Here is a 21453-nt window from a genome sequence, read left to right as displayed (position 1 = left end):
CCCTCCCCCCCCCGCCCCCCCGGGCCGCGGCCGCCCCCCGGCCCCCCCCCCGGGGGGCGGGCCCCGCGACGCGCTCAGCGGCCCGACAGCAGCGGCGACCAAGTCGGGTCGGACGCGTAGGCGGGCGTCGGGACCGGCTGCTCCACCTTGCCGGTGATGTCGACCATGAACAGCTTGCCGCCGCCCTGGCCGCCCGGATCGCGGAAGAACAGCACGTACTGGCCGTTCGGCGCGAAGGTCGGGCCCTCGTTGTGGAAGCCCTCGGTGAGGACGCGCTCGCCGGAGCCGTCGGGCTTCGAGACGCAGATGGCGAAGCCGCCGTTGCGCTGGCGGGTGTAGGCGATGAGGTCGCCCCGGGGCGAGAAGGCCGGCTGCGAGGCCGAGCCGGGGCCGAAGGTGATCCGGTGCGGGTTCGAGCCGTCCGCCCCCATCACGTAGACCTGCTGGGAGCCGCCGCGGTCGGACTCGAAGGCGATCTGCGACCCGTCCGGCGAGTAGGTCGGCGAGGTGTCGATCGCCATGCCGTTGGTGATCGAGCGCTGGGCCTTCGAGGCGAGGTCCATCGTGACGATGTCGGCGTTGCCGCCCTGCTGGACGCTCATCACGATCTTGCGGCCGTCCGGCGAGAAGCGCGGGCTCGCGCTCATCGAATCGATGTTGCCGAGCGCCTGGCGGGAGCCGGTCTCCAGGTTGATCATCTGGACCCGCGGCTGGTGGCCGGTGGCCTGCGCCATGAAGGCGATGTCCTGCGTGGCCGGCGAGTAGCGCGGGGCCACGATCGACATCTCGCCGGTGGTGATCGCCCGGACATTGGCGCCGTCCTGATCCATGACCATCAGGCGCTTGCGGCGGTTCTCCTTGGGGCCGGTCTCGTCCACGAAGGCGATGCGGCTGTCGAACCAGGGGCCGAGGCCGGTGATCTTGGTGTAGACCCCGTCGGAGATCAGGTGGCCGGTGCGCCGGACATTGGCGGCGTCGGTGCCGTATTGCTGACCGGTCATCTGCTGGCCGTTGGTCACGTCCCAGAGCCGGAACTCGACCTTGACCCGGCCGCCCTCGCGGACGACCCGGCCGGTGACGAGGCCCTGCACGCCGGTGGCGCGCCACTTCTCGAAGTTCGGCGCGGCGTCGAAGTTCGGCTGCTCGGGGAAGCGGGCGTGGTCGAGCGGCGTGAAGTAGCCGGAGCGACGCAGGTCGTTGGTGACCACGCCGGAGACGAGGCCGGCGAGGCTCGGGTCGCCGCCGAAATCCGCGATGGCGATGGGCATCGGCTGGAAGTTGCCGCCGCCGATGCGCAGCTGCAGCTGCGCCTGGGCCGGCCCCGCCAGGAAGCCCGTCAGCATCACGAGGAGCGCGAGCAGGCGCGCGGCATAGGACGTCGGGAGGCGCCCGACGGAGGGGAGGTGCAGCATGGTGGGTCGGATCCGAGTGACGATCAGACGGGAACGCGGGGACGGCGGGACACTGGCTGGAAGACCTCAGGTCGCCGTGAACTCGAACTCCGCGTTGATGGCCTTCCAGTCGTTGTAGTACGGCGCGTAGGTGGCCGGAATGTTGTACGGCGCGCAGCGGCGGACCGCCCGGAGCGCGGCCTGCGCGATCGACTGGTCGACCGCGCTCGCCCCGCCGCGCATGATCCGCGGCTCGGTGCTGAGCGAGCCGTTCGGGTTCAGGCGGATGTCGAGCACCGGCAGGACCACGCCCTGGGCCGCGCCGGGGGGCGCCGAGTAGCAGCGCTCGATCTGCTGCTGGAGCAGCCCGACCAGGGCGTCGCGCAGCGACGGCGACAGGCGTTGCGCGTTGCCGGTCGCGGCGCCGAGCGCCGCCACCTTTTGCACCGCGTGGCCGGTGGCGCCGGTCGACTGCGACGGCGCCTTCGAGGCGAGCATCGAGCGGATGTCGCCGGCGTTGAACTTGTCGGCGAGTTCGGCCTGCTTGCGCGCCTTGGCCTCGGCATCGGCCTTGGCCTTCGCGTCCGCCATGGCCTTCGCCTTCGCTTTGGCGGCGGCCTCGGCTTTGGCGGCCGCCTCGGCCTTCGCGGCCTCGGCTTTCGCCTTGGCGGCGGCCTCCGCCTTCTCGCGCTCGGCTTCGGCCTTGGCCTCCGCGATCTCCTTCTGGCGCTCGGCTTCGGCCTCGGCCTTGGCCTTCGCGTCGGCGGCCTTCTTGGCCGCTTCCTTGGCGGCTTCGGCCTTCTTCGCGGCGGGGGGCTTCTGGGGGGGGGCCGCGGCCCCGCGGCCTCCCCCCTCCTCCGGGGCGCGGCCCTCGGGGCGCCCCCCCCCGGCCTCGGCTTCCTGCTTCTCGATCAGCTTCTCGAGCTGCTCGCGCTTCTCGGCCTCGGCCTTCGCGACCGCCTCGGCCTTGGCCTTCGCCTCGGCCTTGGCGGCGGCAGCCTTCTCAGCCGCGGCCTTCTCTGCTGCCTTCTCGGCCGCTTTCTCGGCCGCCTTGGCGGCGGCCTTCTCGGCGTCGCGCTTCTCCTGGGCCGCCTTCTCCGCCGCCTTGGCGGCCTGGGCCGCCTCCTGCGGGTCGGGCTCGGCGCGCAGCGGCATCTCGTCCGCGTTGGCGAGCTTCATCTCGGCCGTGCGGGTCGGCGCGGTCGGCGCGTCCTGCTTGGAATTCTCGGGCTCGCGGTCCTCGAACTTCTCCGCCTTGCGGTCGGCCCGCGAGGTGGCGTTCGGCATCGGCTTGTCGGCCTGGCGCTCGCCCTTGGTGATCTCGGAGAACTGGTTCTCGGTGATCACCTCGACGGGCACGCCCTCCTGGGCCTCCGGCAGCGCCGGCGCGGCGATGCCGAAGACCGCCAGCGCGAGGAGCGCGACGTGGGTGCCGGCGGAGATCCAGACACCCGGTTCCTTGCGGTCGAAGCGGAACTCCACGGGACGGCCCTACTGATGCTCAGGCTCGGTGACGAGGGCGACCTTCTTGAAGCCGCCGCCGGTCACGATCGCCATCACCTGCGCCACGCGGCCGTAATCGACCCGCTTGTCGCCGCGCACGAAGACGCGCTCCTCGGTCCCGGTCTTGGCGGTCTCCATGAGCTTCGGCACGATCGAGTCGTCGGTGAGCTCGTCCTCGCCGAGGAAGACCTGGCCGGTCTGGCGGATCGACAGGGTGATCGGCTTCACGTCGGAATTGAGCGGCGAGGCCTTGGATTGCGGCAGGTCGAGGGGCACGCCCACGGTCATCATCGGCGCCGCGACCATGAAGATGATCAGGAGCACGAGCACGACGTCGATGAACGGCGTCATGTTGATCTCGTTGATGGGTCCGCCGCGGCGGCCCCGGCGCCGGCGGCGCTTGCCGCCCTGCGATGCGCCCGCTGCCATGCCCATGGATCGGTCTCCTCTGGATCAGCCGGTTCAGGCGGCGAGCGGCAGCCGCTCGTCGATCTGGCGGGAGAGGATGGCGGAGAACTCGTCGGCGAAGCTCTCCAGCCGCGACTGCGCCTTGGAGACCTCGGCCTGGAGCTTGTTGTAGGCGAGCACCGCCGGGATCGCGGCGAACAGGCCGATGGCGGTGGCGAACAGCGCCTCGGCGATGCCGGGGGCGACGACGGCGAGCGAGGTGTTCTTCGAGGCCGCGATCGACGTGAACGCGGTCATGATGCCCCAGACCGTGCCGAACAGGCCGATATACGGGCCGGCCGAGCCGATCGAGGCGAGGAACAGCAGGCGCGACTCGAGCCGCTCGACCTCGCGGTGGATGGTGACGTCGAGCTGCTTCTCGATGCGCTGCGACAGCGACTGGATCTGCCGGCCGGAGCCCTCGAAGCTGCGCTTCCACTCCCGCATGGCGGCGACGAAGACGGCGGCGAGGCCCGTGGCCGGCCGGTCGTTGAACGAGCGGAACAGCTCCTCCAGGGAGCGGCCGGACCAGAACGCGTCCTCGAAAGCGTCCATCTCGGCCTTGGTCCGGCGGAACAGCAGCGTCTTGTCGACGATGATCGACCAGCACCAGATCGAGGCGCTGAGCAGCCCGATCATCACGATCTTCACGACGAAGTGGGCCTGCAGGAACAGGCCGAGCAGCGTCATGTCGGCGACAGGCGCGGCCTGCATCGCGTCGGCTGGGTTCATCCGTCGAGGTCTCCTGCTCCGGATCGCGATGCGCCGGGCGAGGCCCGCGTCCGCCGGATCCGTGAGCGATATCAAGGCTGTCGCCCGCGAATCTGTCGAAAGTAAGGGCCGTCGACGGCCCCCGCGCCCCGCCGTGGCATCGCCTCCGTTAAGGGCGCGGCAGGGTTAAGGATCGGTTTCGATCCGGGCGATCCTGAGGCATGCAGGCGCTCGGCCGGGCCGTCCGGGCTGGACCTGCCGAAAGCGCCTCCCGTATGGTCGCGGCCCACGGCGCCGAGTCGACAGCCCTGAGATACGCAGGACGCGCATGACCCTCCCCGTTCCCAGCCTGCCCGATCTGCTGCCCACCGGCCCGGCCCGGTTCCTGGGCTGGTCCATGATCGCCGACCCGATGCTGGCCGGCTTCCTGGCGCGCGCCGGCTTCGACGCCGTCCTGCTGGATCAGCAGCACGGCACCTACGACTACAAAACGTCGTGTGCGGCGATCACCGAGGTCGCCCTGGCCGGCAAATCGACCCTGGTGCGCGTGCCGGTGGGCGACTTCGCCATGGTCTCGCGGATGCTCGACGCGGGCGCGGCCGGCGTCGTGGCGCCGATGATCAACACCGTCGCGGATGCCGAAGCCCTGGCGGCGGCCGCGAAATTCCCGCCGGTCGGGCAGCGGAGCTGGGGACCGGACCGGGCCATGTGGCTCTCGGGGCTCCGGAACGGCGCGGACTACCTCGCGGGCGCCAACGATCGGGCGCTCACGATCGCCATGTGCGAGACCGAGGCGGGGATCGCCGACCTGGAGGCGATCCTCGCCGTGCCGGGCATCGACGGCGTCCTGGTCGGCCCCGCCGACCTGTCGATCGCCCTGTCCAAGGGGGCGGCCATCGACCCGCTGGGATCGGCGGTCACGGCGGCCCTCGGCGAGATCGCGCGCAAGACCCGGGCGGCGGGCAAGATCCCCTGCGCCTTCGCGCCGTCGCCGGCACGGGCCCGGGAGATGGTCGGGATGGGCTACCAGCTGGTCTCGGTCGAGTACGACGCGCTGACCATCGTCAACGCCTTCGCGCGGGTGCTCTGCGAGGCCGACCCGGCGCGGGCCGGCTGAGATCTAGGCGGCCTCGCCGGGCGCGAGCCGCCGCCGCAGCGCGTCCGGGAGGCGGACGGCGCGGCTGTCCCGCACGCAGGCGACCGTGACCTCCGCGGAGACCAGCACTTCGTCGCCGCGTCGGACATCCTGGGCGAGCTGCATCGAGGCGCCGCGCAGGGCGCGCGTGCGGGTCACGACGGTGAGCAGGTCGTCCATCCGGGCCGGCCGGAGGAAATCGAGGCTCATGCGCCGCACAACGAAGACGAGGCCGCGTGCGTCGCGGTGCAGGTCCGACTGGTCGCCGGCGAGTTCCCGCAGCAATTCGGTGCGGCCGCGCTCGAGGAAGCGCAGGTAGCTGGCGTGGTAGACGAAGCCCGAGAAGTCGGTGTCCTCGTAGTAGACGCGCACGCCCATCCGGTGGGGCGAGGCACCGTCCTCCGCGGATCCATTCTTGGCGGGCTCGATCGCGCTCATGCGCCCCTTTAGCGACGGCCGGTGCGACGGCGCAACACGACGAGGGCCGCCCCGGGGCGGCCCTCGCGCAGATCACGCCATGCGCGGCGCTCAGCCGCCGATGCGGGCCGCGAGGCTCGCCGAATGGGCGTGCTCGTCGGCGATGTAGGGCAGGGCCTCGGTGGCGAACTTGCGGCCCTGGGCGTTGTCGCCCTGCTTGGCGTAGGCGTCGTAGAGCGCCAGGGTGCGGGCGTCCGAGCGGGCCTGCTGGTCGATGTAGGTCCGGTCGAAGGCCCGGCCGTTCGGGGCCGCCTGGAGCTGCGCCAGACGCGCCTGGCCGCGCTCGCCGAGGGCGACGCGACGGCCCGGCTCGGCCGGGCTGTTGTCGACGATGCCGACCGCGCCGAGGGCGCCGCCGACGATCCCGGTGCCGATGTTGGCGGCCACCGTCACCGGCGCGAGCACGAGGCCCACCGGGTTGCTCAGGTCGGTGCGGATGCCCTGGTTGTCGGAGACCACCGAGCCGTTGCGGGTCAGGGAGGTGTTCGGCGGCAGCAGCGCGTCCGTGGTCGCCTTGCGCTCGACGAGGACGCGGTTGGCGTAGTTGCGGACCTGCGGGTTGCGCGACCGCTGAAGGGCGATGCGGCTCGCCTCGATGCTGGCGGCGTCCGAACGGAGCGCCTCGGCCCGGAAGGCGGGCGTCTCGGTCGCGGCGGCGCCGACGCCGTCCTGGTTGGCGAAGGGCAGCACGCGGATCGGCAGGGCGTCCTGCGCGAAGGCGGGCGCCGAGATCGCGGCGACGGACAGGCCGAGAACGGCGAGCGTGAGCTTCTTCATGGCGGAAGTTTATCCCTGACGTTGTTCTTGAGATCGCGAAGATCTGCCGCGATCGCAGAGGCAGGACCCCGATCGAGACAGCCTTGCCGGCGCCGAGCGGACCCGGCGCGGTCGCCTCCACAACTGTCGCGTTTCGGGCCTGTTCCACGCGATCCGGCACATTTTTACAGTACACAGATCCGTGATGACCCGACCTAAGCTTGGCAATATTGTCCGGCAACCGTCGGGAAAACGGATTGCGTCGCAGCGACTTGCCGATGCCGCGGGGCGCGATCGCGCCGGCAGGGGCGCGGATCGGGGCGCGCGGAGCGCATGTGCCGCGGGAAACGCTGGTCCGAACTCAGTGCATAGAGCGGTCGGGGCCGCCTCACGGCTCCTCGTCGCCGAAGAAGCCGAACTGCCCGGGGGTCTCGCGCGTCGGTTCCGGGATCTGCATGTGCCGGTACGCGTGTCGTGTGAGGACGCGGCCGCGGGGCGTGCGCTGCACGAAGCCGCGCTGGATCAGGTAGGGCTCGATGATGTCCTCGATGGCGTCGCGCGGCTCCGACAAGGCCGCGCCGATGGTCTCGATCCCCACCGGGCCGCCCCCGAACGCGCGCGCGATCAGGCTCAGGTACTTGCGGTCCATCACGTCCAGACCCGCCCCGTCCACGTCCAGGAGCTGCAGCGCCCGGTCGGCGATCGCCCGCGTCACCGTCTCGGCCTCCGCCACGACCGCGAAATCCCGCACCCGCCGCAACAGCCGCCCCGCGATCCGCGGCGTGCCCCGCGCCCGCCGGGCGATCTCGTTGGCGCCCTCCGCCGACATGCCCAAGCCCAGGACCCGCGCGCCGCGCGCCACGATCTGCTCCAGCTCGTCGATCTCGTAGAACTCCAGCCGGATCGGGATCCCGAACCGGTCGCGCAGCGGCGTCGTCAGCAGCCCCGCCCGCGTCGTCGCGCCGACCAGGGTGAACTTCGGCAGCTCGATCTTGACCGAGCGCGCCGCCGGGCCCTCGCCGATGATCAGGTCGAGTTGGTAATCCTCCATGGCCGGGTAGAGGATCTCCTCGACCGCCGGGTTGAGCCGGTGGATCTCGTCGATGAACAGGACGTCGCGCTCCTCCAGGTTGGTGAGCTGCGCGGCCAGGTCGCCGGCCTTGGCGATCACCGGCCCGGAGGTCGAGCGGAAGTTCACGCCGAGCTCGCGCGCCACGATCTGGGCGAGCGTGGTCTTGCCCAGGCCCGGCGGCCCGACGAACAGCACGTGGTCGAGCGCCTGCCCGGTCTTCCTCGCCGCCTCGATGAACACCTGCATGTTCGCCCGCGCCGCGCGCTGACCGATGAACTCGGAAAGGCTCAGCGGGCGGATCGTCTGATCCACGTCCTCGGTGCGCTTCTCCGGTGTCAGGAGCGCGTTGGTCGGAGGCTTCGGCTTGCTCATGAACCCTGCTTCGTGGACCGTGCCGCGGCCCGCGATGGACGGTCTCGCAGGACGGCTGGGCACCGGCGCGTCCGGTTTTGTTCTTCCTTACCCGTGAAAGCCGGGAAGTCTAAGCGCCGCGGCCGGGCAAGGTGGCCAGGTGTCGTGGCCAGGTGTCGTGGCCGGGCGTCAGCCCGTGCGGCGCCACCGGCGATGTGAGCGAGCGCACGGGCTGTCGCGATCGACGCAAGCGGGATGCAACCGAACCGCCGGCCCGCGCATTCCTGGACCAAACCTCCAAGCATGGCCGCAGGGCGCTTTTCCCCGATGAAACTCCGTACGATCGCTGCCGCCGCAGCCGGCACCGTCATGCTCGCCGTTCCGCTCGCGGCCCAGGCCGCCAACGGCCCGGCCGAGACCAAGGTCGCCGAGGCCAACCCGCAGGTCCATCCCGTCTCGGCGGAGCGCGAGGACGACGTCACCTGCAGCCGGGCCCGCCGCCGTCTGTGGATCGAGGGCGAGGGCTGGGTGGTCCGGCGGATCACCACCTGCCGCTGACCGGTGCGCTCCCGGGGTCGATCGGCTGGGCATGACGGGGCCGTTACGCACTCTGCGCGGCTGGAGACGCGGAACGGCCGGTGATCCGGTCTGTTGGCCCCGCACCCGGCGCGCGCCGCGCCCGCCGACACCCCTCGGAGCCGGACCCATGGCCAACCGGACGATCGTGACCCTGCTCGCTCTGGCGGCGGCGGCGCCCGCGTCGGCGCAGACCTTCCGGAGCGCCGATCCCTACGCTCCGGTCGCCTACGCGCCCGGCTACGCCGCCGATCCGGGCTTCGCCGGCGAGTTCCTGCGCGGCACCTATATCGGCGCCCCGCTGACCCGCGTGCCGCGCCCGACCCAGATCGTGCCCACGCCCTGGAGCTACGGCACCTACGGCGTCCCGACGGTGACCGGCATCCCGGCCGCTCCGGCGGCCCAGCCGACCCTGACGGTGATCAACGCCGCCCCCTACGGCCGCCGCGGCGCGCGCACCGTCGGCGCCGACCCGGTCGCGGGGACCCGGGTCATCGCGGTTCAGGTTCCCCGGCGCTGAGCGTCGCGAACCACGCCGCGTAGGGCGTGTTGCGGACGAGGTGCCGGTTGAGGTCGGGCGCGCCGTCCGTCCACCAGACCGGCCCGCGCTCGCCGAGCCCGACCTTCGCCGCATCGACCTCGGCCCTGGCGGCGGCGAGCGCCTCCGCGGCGCCCGGCTCGCCCGCGCGCTCCGCCCGCTTGGCCTCCTTCACGCCCCGGCGCGCCGCCATCAGGCGCCGCACCAGCGCGCCCCGACAGGATTCCGGCAGGTCGGGATTCGCGCGACGCCACAGACGCGCCCGGACAACGATATAGCGCCGGTCCGGAGTGGTAATGGCCACGCTCATACCGGGGTTCAGCTCCGTTGGGGGGCGGTTAAGCCTTCCAGCTTACACCGCGGATATCAGTTGCGGGTCACGCCATGCAGATCGTCATCGTCGACTCGAGCCGCGTCGTGCTGCAGATCATCGCGTCCCTGATCGAGCCGCGCGGCCACGCGGTGCACTCGTTCACGGATTCGGAGCGGGCGCTGGAGTTCCTGGCGGCGACGCCCGCGGTCCGGGTCCTCATCACCAGCCTGGAGGTGCGGCCGCTCTGCGGGCTCGAACTCTGCTGGTCGGCCCGGCTCCTCGCCGAATCCCGCGGGCCGCTCCACGTCATCACCATGTCGTCGGCCCGCAACGTCCGCAGCCTGGCCGAGGCCCTCGACAGCGGCGCCGACGACTTCATCGAGAAGCCGCCGAGCGCCGAGGAGCTGAACGCGCGCCTGCGCGCGGCCGAGCGCCTGACTACCATGCAGGAGGAGCTGATCCGCCTCGCCGAGACGGACCCGCTGACCGGCTCCTACAACCGGCGTGCCTTCTTCAAGCGCGCGCGGGCCGCCGCCGCGCGAGACCCGAGGCCGTGCGCCGTCTCGGCGATCCTCCTCGACATCGATCACTTCAAGCGCATCAACGACGAGCACGGGCACGATGTCGGCGACGTGGCGATCAAGGCCGTGGCCGAACTGATCGCCGGAGCCGGCATCGCGGGACGCCTCGGCGGCGAGGAATTCGCCGTCATCCTGCCCGGCCGCGGACTCGCGGAGGCCGTGGCGCAGGCCGAGCGCCTGCGCGCCGACGTTCAATCCCTGCGGATCCGCGGGGCGCGGGGTCCGATCGCGCTGAGCTGCAGCTTCGGCGTCAGCACGTGGCGCGACGGCGACAGCGTCGAGGCCCTGGTCAAGCGGGCCGACGTCGCGCTCTACGCGGCCAAGGGCGGCGGACGGAACCGGGTGGTGCCGGATCAGAGCGAGGGGTGCCGCGCCGTCGCGGGGTGAAACCGACCGCCCGTCCCGGATCGGCACAGTCCGTCGAGCGGTGTCCCACCGTCGTCCCAGATCGGCGCATTGATTCGCCGAGTATCCGTTTCTGGGGAGCGATTCGGCCAATATAAAGCTTAATATTCGCGAGTTGTTGCTGGAACGGATCTTGGAACTTCGCCTTCGATCCCGGCCGCCTGTATCAAGCCGGGAGAGAGAGGTGCAAGGTCATGAGTACGGCCGTTGGCGTCCTGATCCTGGATGAGCCGGAGGACCTGAGCGCGACGGTTCGCGCCACCCTCGAGCACATGCCCGAATTCCACACCATCGGCGAGGCCGATCTCGACCGCGCCGACGCCGGCAGCAGCGTCGCCCTGGTCTTCCTCGACGAGATCCGGCTGGCCGACGGGATCGCCCGCATCGTCGCCCTGAAGGAGCGCCAGCCGGCGCTGCGCACGCTGGTCGCCTTCGGCGCGCTGACGGCGGACGACCTCCGCGCCCTGCTGGCGGCGGGCGCCGACGCCTTCGTGGCGCGCTCCAAGTCGCCGCGGGATCTCGGCGCGGCGCTGCTGGCGCTGGCGGAGGGCTCGGACGTCCTGGTCCCGCCGGAGCAGCCGGTGGCGATGCCGCCGGAGGCGGGCGAGAGCCTCGGTCTGACGCCCCGCGAGGCCGAGGTGCTGCGCTTTTTGAGTTCCGGGTTCAGCAACAAGGAGGTCGCGCGGCGGCTGGCGCTCAGCGTGCGCACGGTGGAGACCCACCGGCTCAACCTGCGGCGCAAGACCCAGACCGGCCGGCTCAAGGACCTCGTCTCGCTGGCCCGCCAGCTCGGTCTGGCCCCCGTGGTCGATTCCAGCGATCAGGTTCGGCGCGGCACCGACAACCGGTCCTCGGGCAACGACAACCAGTCCCGGCACTGAGAGGGGGATCGGGCGGTCTCGGCGAGACCGCCCCCCTAAGCGGCCGCGGCCGCCTTCCCGGCTCCGGACGCGCGCTTGGCCGCCGTCCCGCTCTTGGACCGCTCGGGCGCCTTCGCCCCGCGCTTCCGCGCGCCCGCCGGCTTGACCCGACCGCCGGCCTTGACGGCGTCCTCGGCGGCGGAGAGGCGCGCCTGCAGGAGTCCCAGCACCGCCGCCTCCTCGGGCCGCAGGCTGGACAGGTCCTCGCTCAGCTCCGATTCGACCGCGTCCTTCACCTGCAGGAGCAGGCCGCCCTCCAGGTAGCAGTCGAGGATCTGCGGGTGGATGTAGCACTTGCGGCAGATCGTCGGCGTGTTGCCGAGGCGGCCCGCGACGTTCTCGATGGCCGCGCGGATGTTGCGCTTGGCCCCGGCCTCGCTGTCGAAGCTCTCGAACTCCCGCAGCGCCAGCGCTGCCAGCACCGTGCCGGCCCAGGTCCGGAAATCCTTGGCGGTGAAGTCCTCGCCGGTGATCTCGCGCAGGTACGCGTTCACGTCCGAGGAGGTGACGTCGCGCTGGGTGCCGTCCGGGTCGAGATACTGGAACAGCTCCTGACCCGGCAGGTCCTGGCAGGCCTTGACGATCCGGGCGACCCGCCGGTCCTTCAGCGACACGTCCCAGGTCTTGCCGCTCTTGCCCTTGAAGCGGAACGACAGGGCCGAACCCTCGATCCGGACGTGGGGATCGCGCAGGGTCGTCAGGCCGTAGCTCTTGTTGGTCCGCGCGTAATCGTCGTTGCCGACGCGGATCAGCGTGGTCTCCAGCAGGTGCACCACGGTGGCCAGCACCTTGTCGCGGGGCAGGCCTGGCCGCCTCATGTCGGCGTCGACGCGGCGGCGGATGCCCGGCAGCGCGTCCGCGAAGGCCATGATCCGCGAGAACTTGTTGGCCTCCCGCGCCTGCCGGAAGTCCGGGTGGTAGCGGTACTGCTTGCGCCCCTTGGCGTCGCGGCCCGTGGCCTGGATGTGGCCGTTGCGGCGGGGGCAGATCCAGACATCCGTGTAGGCCGGCGGGATCGCGAGGCTGCGGATGCGGGCCAGCACCGCCCTGTCGCGCACCGGCGCGCCCTTCGGGTCGAGGTAGCGGAAGCCGGTGCCGCTCCGGCGGCGGGTCAGCCCCGGCCGGCCGTCGTCGACGTAGACGAGCCCGGCCTCCTCGGCCGCGGCGCGGAGGTCTCCGCCGCTCTCCGCCATCTCGACGCACGCCATGAACAACCCCTCCCATCGACGCCGCCCGGCTGCCTCGCCCGGCGAGAAGGCCTTGGACAACCGGCGGTACGGGATCGCCGTTCCGGGCCTGCACATCCGCCGCAGGACGGCCCCCCCCGCCGTGCTAGAGGGGACGGATGCAGTCCGATGCCGAACCCGGGAACCTGCCCGTTCCGATGCGCCGCCTGGTCTTCGTGGTGACCGAGGACTGGTTCTTCGCCTCGCATTTCCTGCCGATGGCCCGCGCCGCCGTCGGCATGGGTCTCTCGGTCGCGGTGGTGACGCGGGTCCGCCTCCACAGGGCCGCCATCGAGGCGACCGGCGCGCAGGTCGTCAACCTGGAGGCCGAGCGGGCGAGCCTCAACCCGATGGCCGCGGGCTACGCGGCCGGGCAGCTCGCCGCGATCCTCAAGGCGCTGAAGGCCGACATCGTCCACTGCATCGCCCTGCGGGGCATCCTGGTCGGCGGCACGGCCGCCGCCATGGCGGGCATCCCGTCCCGCGTCTTCGCCCTGACCGGCCTCGGGCTCGTCGGCGCCCGGAGCGACCGCCTCGGCCGGGCGGCGCGCCTCGCCCTGCGGGCGCTGATCCGGGGGCCGCTGGCCTCGTCGCGGACGCGCTTCCTGTTCGAGAATCCCGACGACGCCCTGGCCCTGGGCCTCGACCCGCTCGACCGGTCGGTGACCGTGGTGGGCGGCGCCGGCGTCGATCCGGCGGTCTTCGTCCCGCAGCCGCTGCCGCCGATACCGCCGCTGCGGGTGGCCGTCGTGGCCCGGATGCTCTGGTCGAAGGGGATCGACGTCGCCGTCGAGGCCGTCCGCCTCGCCCGGAGCCAGGGCGCGCCGGTGGAGCTGGCGCTGTACGGCGCGCCGGACCCGTCGAACCGGCGGGCGATCGGCGCCGACACCCTGCGCGCCTGGAGCCGCGACGGCATCGTCTGGCACGGGCCGACGACCGACGTGGCGGGGGTCTGGGCCGGCCACCACGTCGCCTGCCTGCCCTCGCGCGGCGGGGAAGGCCTGCCGCGGACACTGCTGGAAGCCGCCGCCTGCGGCCGAGCGCTGGTCGCGTCCGACGTCCCGGGCTGCCGCAGCCTCGTGCGCGACGGCGTCGAGGGCCTGCTCGTTCCCCCGGACGACGCGCCGGCCCTGGCCGCCGCGCTGGCGCGCCTGAGCGGCGATGCCGGTCTCGTCGCCGGCCTGGGCGCGGCCGCGCGGGCGCGGATCGAGACCGGGGGCTTCACCGAGGCGGCGGTGACCGACCAGGTCCGCGCCGTGTGGCGCGACCTGCTGGAGGCCTGACCGTGCGCGCACCGGACGATCCCGCCGGCTTCATCCGCGCCAACACCCGCCTGCTGCCCGTCCCCCACGCGCCCGAGATCCGCCTGCACGTCGCCGACGAGGCGACCGAACTCTGGCAGCGGACCGAGGAGGAGTTGCAGGCGATCGGGCTGCCGCCGCCGTTCTGGGCGTTCGCCTGGGCGGGCGGCCAGGCGCTCGCCCGCTACGTCCTCGACAACCCGGAGGTCGCGGACGGCGCGCGCGCGGTGGATTTCGCCTCGGGGTCCGGCCTCGTCGCGATCGCGGCGGCCCGCGCCGGGGCGCGCCACGTCGTCGCCAGCGACCTCGACCCCTTCGCCGTCGCGGCGATCGGGCTGAACGCCGCGGCCAACGGCGTCGGCGACCGCGTCGCCGCGATCGCCGACGATCTCCTCGCCACGGATCCCCGGGCGGATCTCGTCCTGGCCGCCGACGTGTTCTACGAGCGCGACCTCGCCGAGGCCGTGACCGCCTGGCTCGTTCGCCTGCAGGCGCGCGGCGTCACCGTGCTGATCGGCGATCCGGGCCGCACCTACCTCCCGCGGGACCGCCTCGACTGCCTCGCGACCTACGAGGTTCCGGTCTCGCGCGCGCTGGAGGATTCCGAGATCAAGCGCAGCCACGTCTGGCGGCTCCGCGGATGACGAACCCGCCGAGACGGTCCCGCCTGACCGCCGCCCGCGCGGCCGCGCCGAGGCTTTATCCGGCGCGGGAATGCGTTACCGTCGAATCGACCCGTGTCGCGTGCCGCGCATGCGCCAGGGTGTTCGGAGTCCCGGATCAGGGCGTGCTGCGGCGGAAGGTTTCGTGGTGAGTGTCGAGTCGAGTGTGAAGCCCAGCCGTGCCCGCGTCGTCGCCTTCTCGGGCAGCGCCAAGCGACCCTCGCGCACCCGCATCCTGGTCGAGGCCCTCGGCGCCGAGCTCGGTCGCCTGCGCGGGATCGACCTCGCCGTGTACGACCTGATGGATGCCGGCCCGGGCCTCGGCGCGACGCAGCGGGACGATCTGTCGGCGCCCGCCGCGCGCCTCGTCGAGGCGATCGAGGCGGCGGACGCGCTGATCGTCGGGACGCCCGTCTACCAGGGCGGCTATGCCGGGCTGTTCAAGCACGTCTTCGACTTCGTCGACCCGGCCCGGATGATCGGCATGCCGGTGGCGCTGACCGCGACGGGCGGGGGCCTGCGCCACGCCCTGGTGGTCGAGCACGGGCTCCGGCCCCTGTTCGGCTTCTTCGCGGCCCACGTCGCGCCGACCTCGGTCTATGCCGGGTCCGACGACCTGGTGGACGGCCGCATCGTCGACGAGACCGTGGCGGTCCGGCTGCGCGCCGCGGCCGCGGAGCTCGCAGCCCTGCTCGACGTGTCGCGGACGGCCTCGTCCGGCGCATACGGCTGACGGGAGACTCCCCCGCCCTGAGGCGGGCCCTAGATCGGAGGGGGACCACGCTCTTCCGCGAGGGATCATGTCAGGCTCTCCGCTCACGGCCGGCAAGGCGCCGACCGCGCTGCCCGCCACCTACGTCACGGCATCCGGACTGCCGCGCTACCATCCGGTCTCGCAGGCGCTGCACTGGCTGAACGCCGCCCTCGTCCTGGCGGTGCTGCCGCTCGCCTGGGTCGCGATCAGCCTGCCGCCGACGCCCGCCAAGGGCAGCATGTTCGTGCTGCACAAGTCGGTCGGCCTGACGATCCTGGCGATCGTGGTCGTGCGGATCCTCTGGCGGATGATCCGGCCGGCGCCGCCGGACCCGCAGGCGCCCCGGCTCCTGACGCTGATCGGGCGCGTCAACCACGTCCTGCTCTACGCGATCTTCCTGATCATGCCGATCAGCGGCTACCTGCTGAGCGCGCTGTCGGGGCGCGACACGCCGTACTTCTGGCTGTTCACGATCCCGGGACTGCCGAAGGACGACGCGACGCAGAAGATCTTCGAGTCGATCCACGTGTTCGGCCAGTGGCTCGTGTACGCCCTGGTCCTGCTGCACATCGCCGGCACGGCGTGGCACTTGGTCATCCGCCGCGACGGTCTGCTGGAGCGGATGCTGCCGGTCCAGGACGGGCGCGGCTCGTCGCGCTGACGCGCCCGTCACCGAGCGCGCGGTCGCCGCCGCGCGGTGCGCTCAATCGACGCGGCGCAGGATGAAGGTGGTGCCGACCTCGGGATCGCGCCGCCACCGGCCGTCGCCGCTCGGCACGAGGTCGATGCTGTGGCCCCGCTTGGCGGTCAGCGTGATCCTGCCGTTCGCGTAGCGCCAGCGCACCGGATCGAACACCTCCAGGCCGCTGTCGTGGCAGCCGGGGACGATGCGCACGCCGCCGCCGGTGCCGTCGAGGTTGATCCGGCAGGTGTCGCGCTGCTGGAAGCGGTCGAGGGCGTAGAGCCCCGGCGCCGGCCCCGCCGAGGCGGTCGCGGCCGGGGCGGTAGCCGGCGGCTGCAGCTCGGCCGGGACCGGGGCTGCCGTCTGGAGCGGGGAGGGGGCCGGGCTAGCCGGATCCGTCGGCGCGGTCTCGGGCGCGGCGGCCGCGTCGGCCGGCCGCATCGCGACGATGTCGAGGGGAACGAGACTGTAGCGCTCGCCGCCCTCGGCCTGGGCGACGAGGCTGCGCTGGTCCGGCCGCTTGGCGAAGTCGAGGACCGGGCGGACGTTGCGGTCGACGAGGCGGACGGCCCCGTCGACGAAGAGCCAGCCGGCGACCCCGTTCAGGACCGGCAGGGCCCGCCGGCATCCGGCCGGGAAGCGCAGCCGCTGCCCCGCCTCGCCGCTGTCGAGCACCAGCGTCATGACGCAGCGGCGGTTGGTGCCGTCCCGCGACAGGTCCCAGGTTCCAGGCACCTGCCCGAGCTTCTCGGGGAGGCTCGGCGGCGCGGTCGGAGCCGGGGGCGCCGCGAGCGTCTCCGCGGCCGGAGGAGGGGACGGCGGTGCGGCCTCGTCTGTGGCCGCGGGCACGTCCTGGGCGTCGGCCGGTCGGACGATCGCGGCGGCCGCGATCAGCGCCGATGCGGCCAGCAGGGCGGCCCGAGCCTGTCTCACGCGGTCGGTCTCCAGGGTGTCTCGGCGACGGGCGTCAGCGGACCCCGTCCCTCGAACCACGAGACGACGTTGTCGACCACGAGCTGGGCCATCGCCGCGCGGGTGTGCTCGGAGGCCGACCCGACATGCGGCAGCAGCACCGTGTTGTCGAGGGCGGCGAGATCCGCGGGGACGTGCGGCTCGTTCTCGAAGACGTCGAGGCCGGCGCCGAGGATCGTGCCCGCCTTCAGCGCCGCGGTCAGCGCCGCCTCGTCGACCAGGGTGCCCCGGGCGACGTTGATCAGGATGCCCTCGGGACCGAGCGCCTCCAGCACGGCCGCGTCCACGAGGTTGCGCGTGTCGGCGCCGCCGGGCGCCACCACGATGAGGATGTGGACCGCGCGGGCGAGGCCGATCAACGTATCGTGATACGTGTAGGGTATGTCGGCCTGCCGGCTGCGGCCGTGGTAGTCGATCGCGACGCCGAAGCTCTCCAAGCGGTGGGCGATCGCCCGCCCGATCCGGCCGAGACCGAGGATGCCGACCCGCCGCCCGCGCAGCGATGCCGTGAGCGGGAAGGGCGCCTTGGGCCAGTGGCCGTCCCGCAGGTAGCGGTCGGCCTGAGGGATCCGCCGCAGGGTGGCGAGGGTGAGGCCGAGGGCGAGGTCGGCGACCTCGTCGGTGAGGACGTCCGGCGTGTTGGTGACGACGATCCCGCGCCGCTGCGCCCCGGCGGCGTCGACGGCGTCGTAGCCCACGCCGAAATTCGCGATCAGCTCGAGGTTCGGCAGCCGGTCCATCAGCGCCCCGTCCACCCCGCCGCCGACGCAGAGCGCCCGGATCCGCGGGCCGATCTCGGCGAGCAGGGCCTCCGGGTTCGCGGCCTCCGCCAGCCGGTGGACCCCGTACCGCCCCGCGAAGGCCTTCTCCACCAGCGGGTGCATCTTCCGGAGCAACAGGATCTCGACCGGGGCCTCAGCCATCGTTCACTCCCACGTTCGGCCGCGCGTCGGTGTCGGCCGCCTCCCCCGTCCCGGCATAGAGCCTGTGCGGGGTGGGGCGCCAGCGCGCAGGAGTGGCCGGCGGTGACAACCGCGCGGATCAGCCGGGCGGCCGTTCGGCCGGCACAGGGCTCGCCTCTTTCGAAAACCGCGCGCGATGCCTACTAAGGACCACGCATCATCGCGAGAGTTCTGCACCGACCCCAATCGCCGAAGACGAAGACCGATGACCAGCCCGCGCACCCTCTACGACAAGATCTGGGACGACCACGTCGTCGATGTCCAGCCGGACGGCTCCAGCCTCCTCTACATCGACCGGCACCTCGTCCACGAAGTGACGAGCCCGCAGGCCTTCGAGGGTCTCCGCGTGGCCGGCCGCAAGGTGCGTCATCCGGAGAAGACGCTGGCCGTCGTGGACCACAACGTCCAGACCTCGGACCGCTCGCAGGGCATCGAGGACCCGGAGAGCCGCACGCAGCTGGAAGCGCTCGCCGAGAACGTGCGCGACTTCGGCATCGAGTTCTACGACGCCCTCGACCGGCGCCAGGGCATCGTCCACATCATCGGCCCCGAGCAGGGCTTCACGCTGCCCGGCCAGACGATCGTGTGCGGCGATTCGCATACCTCGACGCACGGCGCCTTCGGGGCGCTGGCCCACGGCATCGGCACCTCGGAGGTCGAGCACGTGCTCGCCACCCAGACCCTGGTGCAGCGCAAGGCCAAGAACATGCGCGTCTCGGTCGACGGCACGCTGCCGCCCGGCGTGACCGCGAAGGACATCATCCTGGCGATCATCGGCGAGATCGGAACCGCCGGCGGCACCGGCCACGTCATCGAGTATGCCGGCGAGGCGATCCGCGCCCTCTCGATGGAGGGCCGGATGACGATCTGCAACATGTCGATCGAGGGCGGTGCCCGCGCCGGCATGGTCGCCCCCGACGCGACGACCTTCGCCTACGTGAAGGACCGCCCGAAGGCGCCGAAGGGCGCAGCCTTCGACGCGGCCCGCCGCTACTGGGAGAGCCTCGTCACCGACGCGGGCGCGCATTTCGACCGCGAGGTGCGCCTCGACGCGGCCAACCTGCCGCCGATCGTCAGCTGGGGCACGAGTCCCGAGGACGTGATCTCGGTGCAAGGCCGCGTGCCGGACCCGTCCGAGATCGCCGACGAGAACAAGCGGCAGTCGAAGGAGAAGGCGCTCGCCTACATGGGCCTGACGCCGGGGACCCGGATCACCGACATCACCCTGGACCGGATCTTCATCGGCTCCTGCACCAACGGCCGCATCGAGGACCTGCGCGAGGTCGCGCGGGTCGTCGGCGACCGGAAGGTGCACGAGGGTGTCTCGGCGATGATCGTGCCGGGCTCCGGCCTCGTGAAGGCGCAGGCCGAGGCCGAGGGTCTCGACAAGATCCTGAAGGCGGCGGGCTTCGACTGGCGTGAGCCGGGCTGCTCGATGTGTCTCGGCATGAACCCGGACAAGCTGCGTCCGGGCGAGCGCTGCGCCTCGACGTCGAACCGCAACTTCGAGGGCCGCCAGGGTCCCCGCGGACGCACGCACCTCGTCTCTCCGGCCATGGCGGCGGCCGCGGCAGTCACCGGGCACTTCGTCGACATCCGGGAGTGGCCGCAGGGCTGAAATCGCGATTGACGCCGGCGGCTCCGTTGCCTAAACGGAGCCGTCGTCGGCCGATGGCCGACGGCGAGCCCAGGTGGCGGAATTGGTAGACGCGCTGGTTTCAGGTACCAGTCTCGCGAGAGGTGAAGGTTCGAGTCCTTTCCTGGGCACCAAATGCCTGACAGCAGCCCGCCAACGCATTGGCGGGCTTTGTTGTTTCTAGGGTCCTGGATCCGCGGACCGAGGAGGGGGCGCCCGCAGCGCCTCTCGGGCCGGCAAAGCCCGACTCACTGTCCCCGTATCGGTCGCCCCATCCCGACTTCCGTTCGACCGACCGGCCCAGTCGCTGCGCCGCCGTCTCCTCGACCGTGGCGAGCCATGCGATCGCGTGGCAGATGACGGGGCGGCGAGGAGGCACGGCCGTAGGAGTGGTCGTCTAGGCCTCAGGGGGCACCATTCGACCCGGAGACCGGAACCGCGCTGCCATCTCGCGCGTAGACGAGGTCTCGACATTCCCCCAGCGAGATCAACTCGAACCGCCCGGCTCCGGCCGCGGCGGTTTTTTCGTGCCCCGCGCTTCGATCGCGCCATACTCGCGGCGGCGTGACGTTCCTCCGGGGATCCACGCAAATCCGCCGGCACCGCCGCGCCGGCTCTTCCCGATCACGCTGCGGTGACGCGCCGGTAGCTCGCCGCGAACGCCTGGGCTTCCTCGTGGGTCAGATCGGTGACCACCAGCCCCGGCGCGTAGACCGTCCAGCGGCCGTCGTTGTCCTCCGACATACGGATCTCGACCACCGCGGACCTCCCCGATTGCGAGTGGAACCTCACAGCTACTCTCGCGAATTCTTGTGAGGGCGCAATACCTATTAAGGTGCTGGGGTTTCCTCCGGCACGAATCCGCGGCGGCGTCCGCGGGAGCGCGTTCTCCGACCCGGGCACACCGTGCGTGACCGCTACAGCCAGCGCTCGTCGAGGTCTGTGGCGTTCCGGTCCGCGACGGGCTGCGTCTCGTCACCCTCGGCGAACACCACCACGTCGTCGGGTCCGACGTCGCGGGTCGCGTAGAAATCCCAGCGCCGGTGGATCACGCGCGGGCCGCCGAAGATCCGGTAGGCGTTCCAGTACCGGTCGTCCCGGAAGCCGACATAGTGGACGCAGCGGTTCGCCATCGGCTCACCGGAGGCGGGCCATCAGCCGGGCCAGGCGCGGCCGCAGCGGCAGCGACAGCCGGTAGGCCAGCTCGGCGAGCGGCAGAACCGGCCGGACACCGAGGACGCGCAGGTCGACCAGACGGCCGAGCCAGCGCCAGCCGGGTAGGGTCTGCCAGAGGCGCGCGAACGCGGCGGCGCCGGAGATCAGCCGCCCGTCCGCGGTCCGGACATGGAAGCGGCGCAGGGCCCGGGCCCGGTCGAGATCCGGGCCCTGCGCCGGCTCGGGCGCCCCGGAGCCGACATCGACGAAGGCGAGCCGGTCCGCGCCGGCGCACCGGCGATAGTGGTCGATCTCGGCGCGGCACAGCGGGCAGCCGCCGTCGTAGTAGACGCTGAGCCGCCCGTCGGAGCGATCCTCGGCCATGGCCGCGCCGGCGCTCAGGGGCTCAGTTCGCGGGCGGGCTCAGGACGAGCTTGCCCTTGAAGGGCGCGTCGGCGTTGCGCGTGCTGGTGCAGGCGTACTCCTCCTGCCCGGCCTTCATCGTCCGCAGGCGCAGCGTGCCCTTGCCGTTCTGCTTGACCGTGTAGCCCTTCTCGCTGGCGACATGCACGAGGTCGCCGTCGGCGTGCAGCACGAGACCGTTCTCGAACTGCCCGGGCGCGGTGATCGTCACCGGCGCGTCGGCGCTGCTCACGATGTTCAGCGCGACATTGGTGTCGGCCGGAAGCTTGAGCTCGGCCGGGTCGCAGACCGGCTTGCCGTCCTTTAGGCTGATCGTCAGCTCCACGGGCGGCATCGCGTCGGTGGCGGGCGGCGGCAGGGGTTTGCCCTGGGCCAGGGCCGGCCCTGCGGCCAGGACAGCGAAGAGAGCCAGGAGCGTCGCCGATCCGCGCGCGAGTGTCAGCATGTCGGTTGTGTCCCGATTGGAGGGGGCAGCGCGCTCCGCCGAGCACACCGGCGGGAAAG

Annotated in this window: 25 protein-coding genes and 1 tRNA gene; 11 read left to right on the top strand and 15 right to left on the bottom strand. The window is 72.2% G+C overall.

Features of this window, described 5'->3' with window-relative positions; genetic code table 11:
- Nucleotides 1–74 precede the first annotated feature (74 nt).
- The 4 genes from tolB to tolQ form a co-directional block, all read right to left on the bottom strand.
- On the bottom strand, nucleotides 75–1412 hold the full coding sequence (tolB, locus tag ACLBYE_RS14425; RefSeq protein ID WP_447694699.1) for a Tol-Pal system beta propeller repeat protein TolB: 1338 nt from the start codon (nucleotides 1410–1412) through the stop codon (nucleotides 75–77).
- Between the two features lie 66 nt (nucleotides 1413–1478).
- Nucleotides 1479–2873, bottom strand: coding sequence for a cell envelope integrity protein TolA (gene tolA, locus ACLBYE_RS14420; protein ID WP_447694698.1), 1395 nt, complete (start codon nucleotides 2871–2873; stop codon nucleotides 1479–1481).
- 9 nt (nucleotides 2874–2882) lie between these two features.
- Nucleotides 2883–3329, bottom strand: coding sequence for an ExbD/TolR family protein (locus ACLBYE_RS14415; protein ID WP_020093363.1), 447 nt, complete (start codon nucleotides 3327–3329; stop codon nucleotides 2883–2885).
- A 27-nt stretch (nucleotides 3330–3356) separates the two neighbouring features.
- A complete protein-coding gene (gene tolQ, locus ACLBYE_RS14410) occupies nucleotides 3357–4073 on the bottom strand; it encodes a protein TolQ (RefSeq protein WP_012317751.1) in 717 nt (238 codons plus the stop codon).
- Nucleotides 4074–4380: 307 nt separating this feature from the next.
- On the opposite strand from tolQ, the gene ACLBYE_RS14405 reads away from it, so the two are divergent.
- A complete protein-coding gene (locus tag ACLBYE_RS14405; protein WP_020093362.1) occupies nucleotides 4381–5169 on the top strand; it encodes an HpcH/HpaI aldolase family protein in 789 nt (262 codons plus the stop codon).
- A gap of 3 nt (nucleotides 5170–5172) precedes the next feature.
- Here ACLBYE_RS14405 and ybgC read toward each other — a convergent pair whose 3' ends face one another.
- The 3 genes from ybgC to ruvB form a co-directional block, all read right to left on the bottom strand.
- On the bottom strand, nucleotides 5173–5625 hold the full coding sequence (ybgC, locus tag ACLBYE_RS14400; RefSeq protein ID WP_447694697.1) for a tol-pal system-associated acyl-CoA thioesterase: 453 nt from the start codon (nucleotides 5623–5625) through the stop codon (nucleotides 5173–5175).
- A 90-nt stretch (nucleotides 5626–5715) separates the two neighbouring features.
- Nucleotides 5716–6441 (bottom strand): DUF4142 domain-containing protein, encoded by a 726-nt coding sequence (locus tag ACLBYE_RS14395; RefSeq protein ID WP_447694696.1) that lies wholly within the window; start codon nucleotides 6439–6441, stop codon nucleotides 5716–5718.
- Between the two features lie 367 nt (nucleotides 6442–6808).
- On the bottom strand, nucleotides 6809–7864 hold the full coding sequence (gene ruvB / locus ACLBYE_RS14390; protein WP_447694695.1) for a Holliday junction branch migration DNA helicase RuvB: 1056 nt from the start codon (nucleotides 7862–7864) through the stop codon (nucleotides 6809–6811).
- Between the two features lie 306 nt (nucleotides 7865–8170).
- Here ruvB and ACLBYE_RS14385 point away from each other — a divergent pair, with 306 nt between their 5' ends.
- Complete coding sequence (locus tag ACLBYE_RS14385; protein ID WP_026605348.1) at nucleotides 8171–8401, top strand: hypothetical protein; 231 nt, start codon at nucleotides 8171–8173, stop codon at nucleotides 8399–8401.
- Nucleotides 8402–8549: 148 nt separating this feature from the next.
- A complete protein-coding gene (locus tag ACLBYE_RS14380) occupies nucleotides 8550–8939 on the top strand; it encodes a hypothetical protein (RefSeq protein WP_447694694.1) in 390 nt (129 codons plus the stop codon).
- Here the strand turns inward: ACLBYE_RS14380 and ACLBYE_RS14375 are convergent.
- Entirely contained in the window at nucleotides 8911–9267 is a 357-nt protein-coding gene (locus ACLBYE_RS14375; RefSeq protein ID WP_447694693.1) for a hypothetical protein, read from the bottom strand. The genes ACLBYE_RS14380 and ACLBYE_RS14375 overlap by 29 nt on opposite strands.
- A 74-nt stretch (nucleotides 9268–9341) precedes the next feature.
- Here ACLBYE_RS14375 and ACLBYE_RS14370 point away from each other — a divergent pair, with 74 nt between their 5' ends.
- On the top strand, nucleotides 9342–10238 hold the full coding sequence (locus tag ACLBYE_RS14370) for a GGDEF domain-containing protein (protein ID WP_447694692.1): 897 nt from the start codon (nucleotides 9342–9344) through the stop codon (nucleotides 10236–10238).
- 212 nt (nucleotides 10239–10450) lie between these two features.
- The gene (locus tag ACLBYE_RS14365) at nucleotides 10451–11137 is read left to right on the top strand and encodes a LuxR C-terminal-related transcriptional regulator (protein WP_020095849.1); all 687 of its coding nucleotides are present in this window, start codon (nucleotides 10451–10453) and stop codon (nucleotides 11135–11137) included.
- A 35-nt stretch (nucleotides 11138–11172) separates the two neighbouring features.
- On the opposite strand, the gene ACLBYE_RS14360 is transcribed toward ACLBYE_RS14365, so the two are convergent.
- Nucleotides 11173–12384: a DNA topoisomerase IB gene (locus tag ACLBYE_RS14360; RefSeq protein WP_447694691.1), complete on the bottom strand. Its 1212-nt coding sequence runs from the start codon at nucleotides 12382–12384 to the stop codon at nucleotides 11173–11175.
- Between the two features lie 137 nt (nucleotides 12385–12521).
- On the opposite strand from ACLBYE_RS14360, the gene ACLBYE_RS14355 reads away from it, so the two are divergent.
- From ACLBYE_RS14355 to ACLBYE_RS14340, 4 genes are all read left to right on the top strand, one after another.
- Entirely contained in the window at nucleotides 12522–13685 is a 1164-nt protein-coding gene (locus ACLBYE_RS14355) for a glycosyltransferase (protein WP_447694690.1), read from the top strand.
- A gap of 2 nt (nucleotides 13686–13687) precedes the next feature.
- Nucleotides 13688–14347 carry a class I SAM-dependent methyltransferase gene (locus ACLBYE_RS14350; protein WP_447694689.1) on the top strand — a complete coding sequence of 220 codons (660 nt, stop codon included), beginning with the start codon at nucleotides 13688–13690 and terminating at the stop codon, nucleotides 14345–14347.
- 184 nt (nucleotides 14348–14531) lie between these two features.
- Entirely contained in the window at nucleotides 14532–15098 is a 567-nt protein-coding gene (locus tag ACLBYE_RS14345) for an NAD(P)H-dependent oxidoreductase (protein ID WP_447694688.1), read from the top strand.
- A 67-nt stretch (nucleotides 15099–15165) separates the two neighbouring features.
- A complete protein-coding gene (locus ACLBYE_RS14340; protein WP_447694687.1) occupies nucleotides 15166–15780 on the top strand; it encodes a cytochrome b in 615 nt (204 codons plus the stop codon).
- Nucleotides 15781–15822: 42 nt separating this feature from the next.
- Here ACLBYE_RS14340 and ACLBYE_RS14335 read toward each other — a convergent pair whose 3' ends face one another.
- Both ACLBYE_RS14335 and ACLBYE_RS14330 read right to left on the bottom strand, forming a co-directional pair.
- On the bottom strand, nucleotides 15823–16734 hold the full coding sequence (locus tag ACLBYE_RS14335) for an AprI/Inh family metalloprotease inhibitor (RefSeq protein ID WP_447694686.1): 912 nt from the start codon (nucleotides 16732–16734) through the stop codon (nucleotides 15823–15825).
- Entirely contained in the window at nucleotides 16731–17696 is a 966-nt protein-coding gene (locus ACLBYE_RS14330; protein ID WP_447683647.1) for a 2-hydroxyacid dehydrogenase, read from the bottom strand. The genes ACLBYE_RS14335 and ACLBYE_RS14330 overlap by 4 nt, the downstream gene beginning before the upstream one ends.
- A 244-nt stretch (nucleotides 17697–17940) precedes the next feature.
- On the opposite strand from ACLBYE_RS14330, the gene leuC reads away from it, so the two are divergent.
- Together leuC and ACLBYE_RS14320 are read left to right on the top strand one after the other, a co-directional pair.
- Nucleotides 17941–19353 (top strand): 3-isopropylmalate dehydratase large subunit, encoded by a 1413-nt coding sequence (gene leuC / locus ACLBYE_RS14325; RefSeq protein ID WP_447694685.1) that lies wholly within the window; start codon nucleotides 17941–17943, stop codon nucleotides 19351–19353.
- A 67-nt stretch (nucleotides 19354–19420) separates the two neighbouring features.
- Nucleotides 19421–19505, top strand: a tRNA-Leu gene (locus ACLBYE_RS14320).
- 490 nt (nucleotides 19506–19995) lie between these two features.
- Here the strand turns inward: ACLBYE_RS14320 and ACLBYE_RS14315 are convergent.
- The 4 genes from ACLBYE_RS14315 to ACLBYE_RS14300 form a co-directional block, all read right to left on the bottom strand.
- Nucleotides 19996–20130, bottom strand: a complete 135-nt coding sequence (locus ACLBYE_RS14315; RefSeq protein WP_280141570.1) for a hypothetical protein — start codon at nucleotides 20128–20130, stop codon at nucleotides 19996–19998.
- Between the two features lie 158 nt (nucleotides 20131–20288).
- Complete coding sequence (locus ACLBYE_RS14310) at nucleotides 20289–20504, bottom strand: hypothetical protein (protein WP_447694684.1); 216 nt, start codon at nucleotides 20502–20504, stop codon at nucleotides 20289–20291.
- Nucleotides 20505–20508: 4 nt separating this feature from the next.
- Entirely contained in the window at nucleotides 20509–20910 is a 402-nt protein-coding gene (locus tag ACLBYE_RS14305; protein ID WP_447694683.1) for a thiol-disulfide oxidoreductase DCC family protein, read from the bottom strand.
- Nucleotides 20911–20932: 22 nt separating this feature from the next.
- The gene (locus ACLBYE_RS14300; protein ID WP_447694682.1) at nucleotides 20933–21394 is read right to left on the bottom strand and encodes an anaerobic typically selenocysteine-containing protein; all 462 of its coding nucleotides are present in this window, start codon (nucleotides 21392–21394) and stop codon (nucleotides 20933–20935) included.
- Nucleotides 21395–21453 lie beyond the last annotated feature (59 nt).

The sequence above is a fragment of the Methylobacterium sp. A52T genome, from assembly GCF_053346095.1.
The sequence above is the reverse complement of the archived record's forward strand: the minus strand, read 5'-3'. Positions and strand labels throughout refer to the sequence as shown.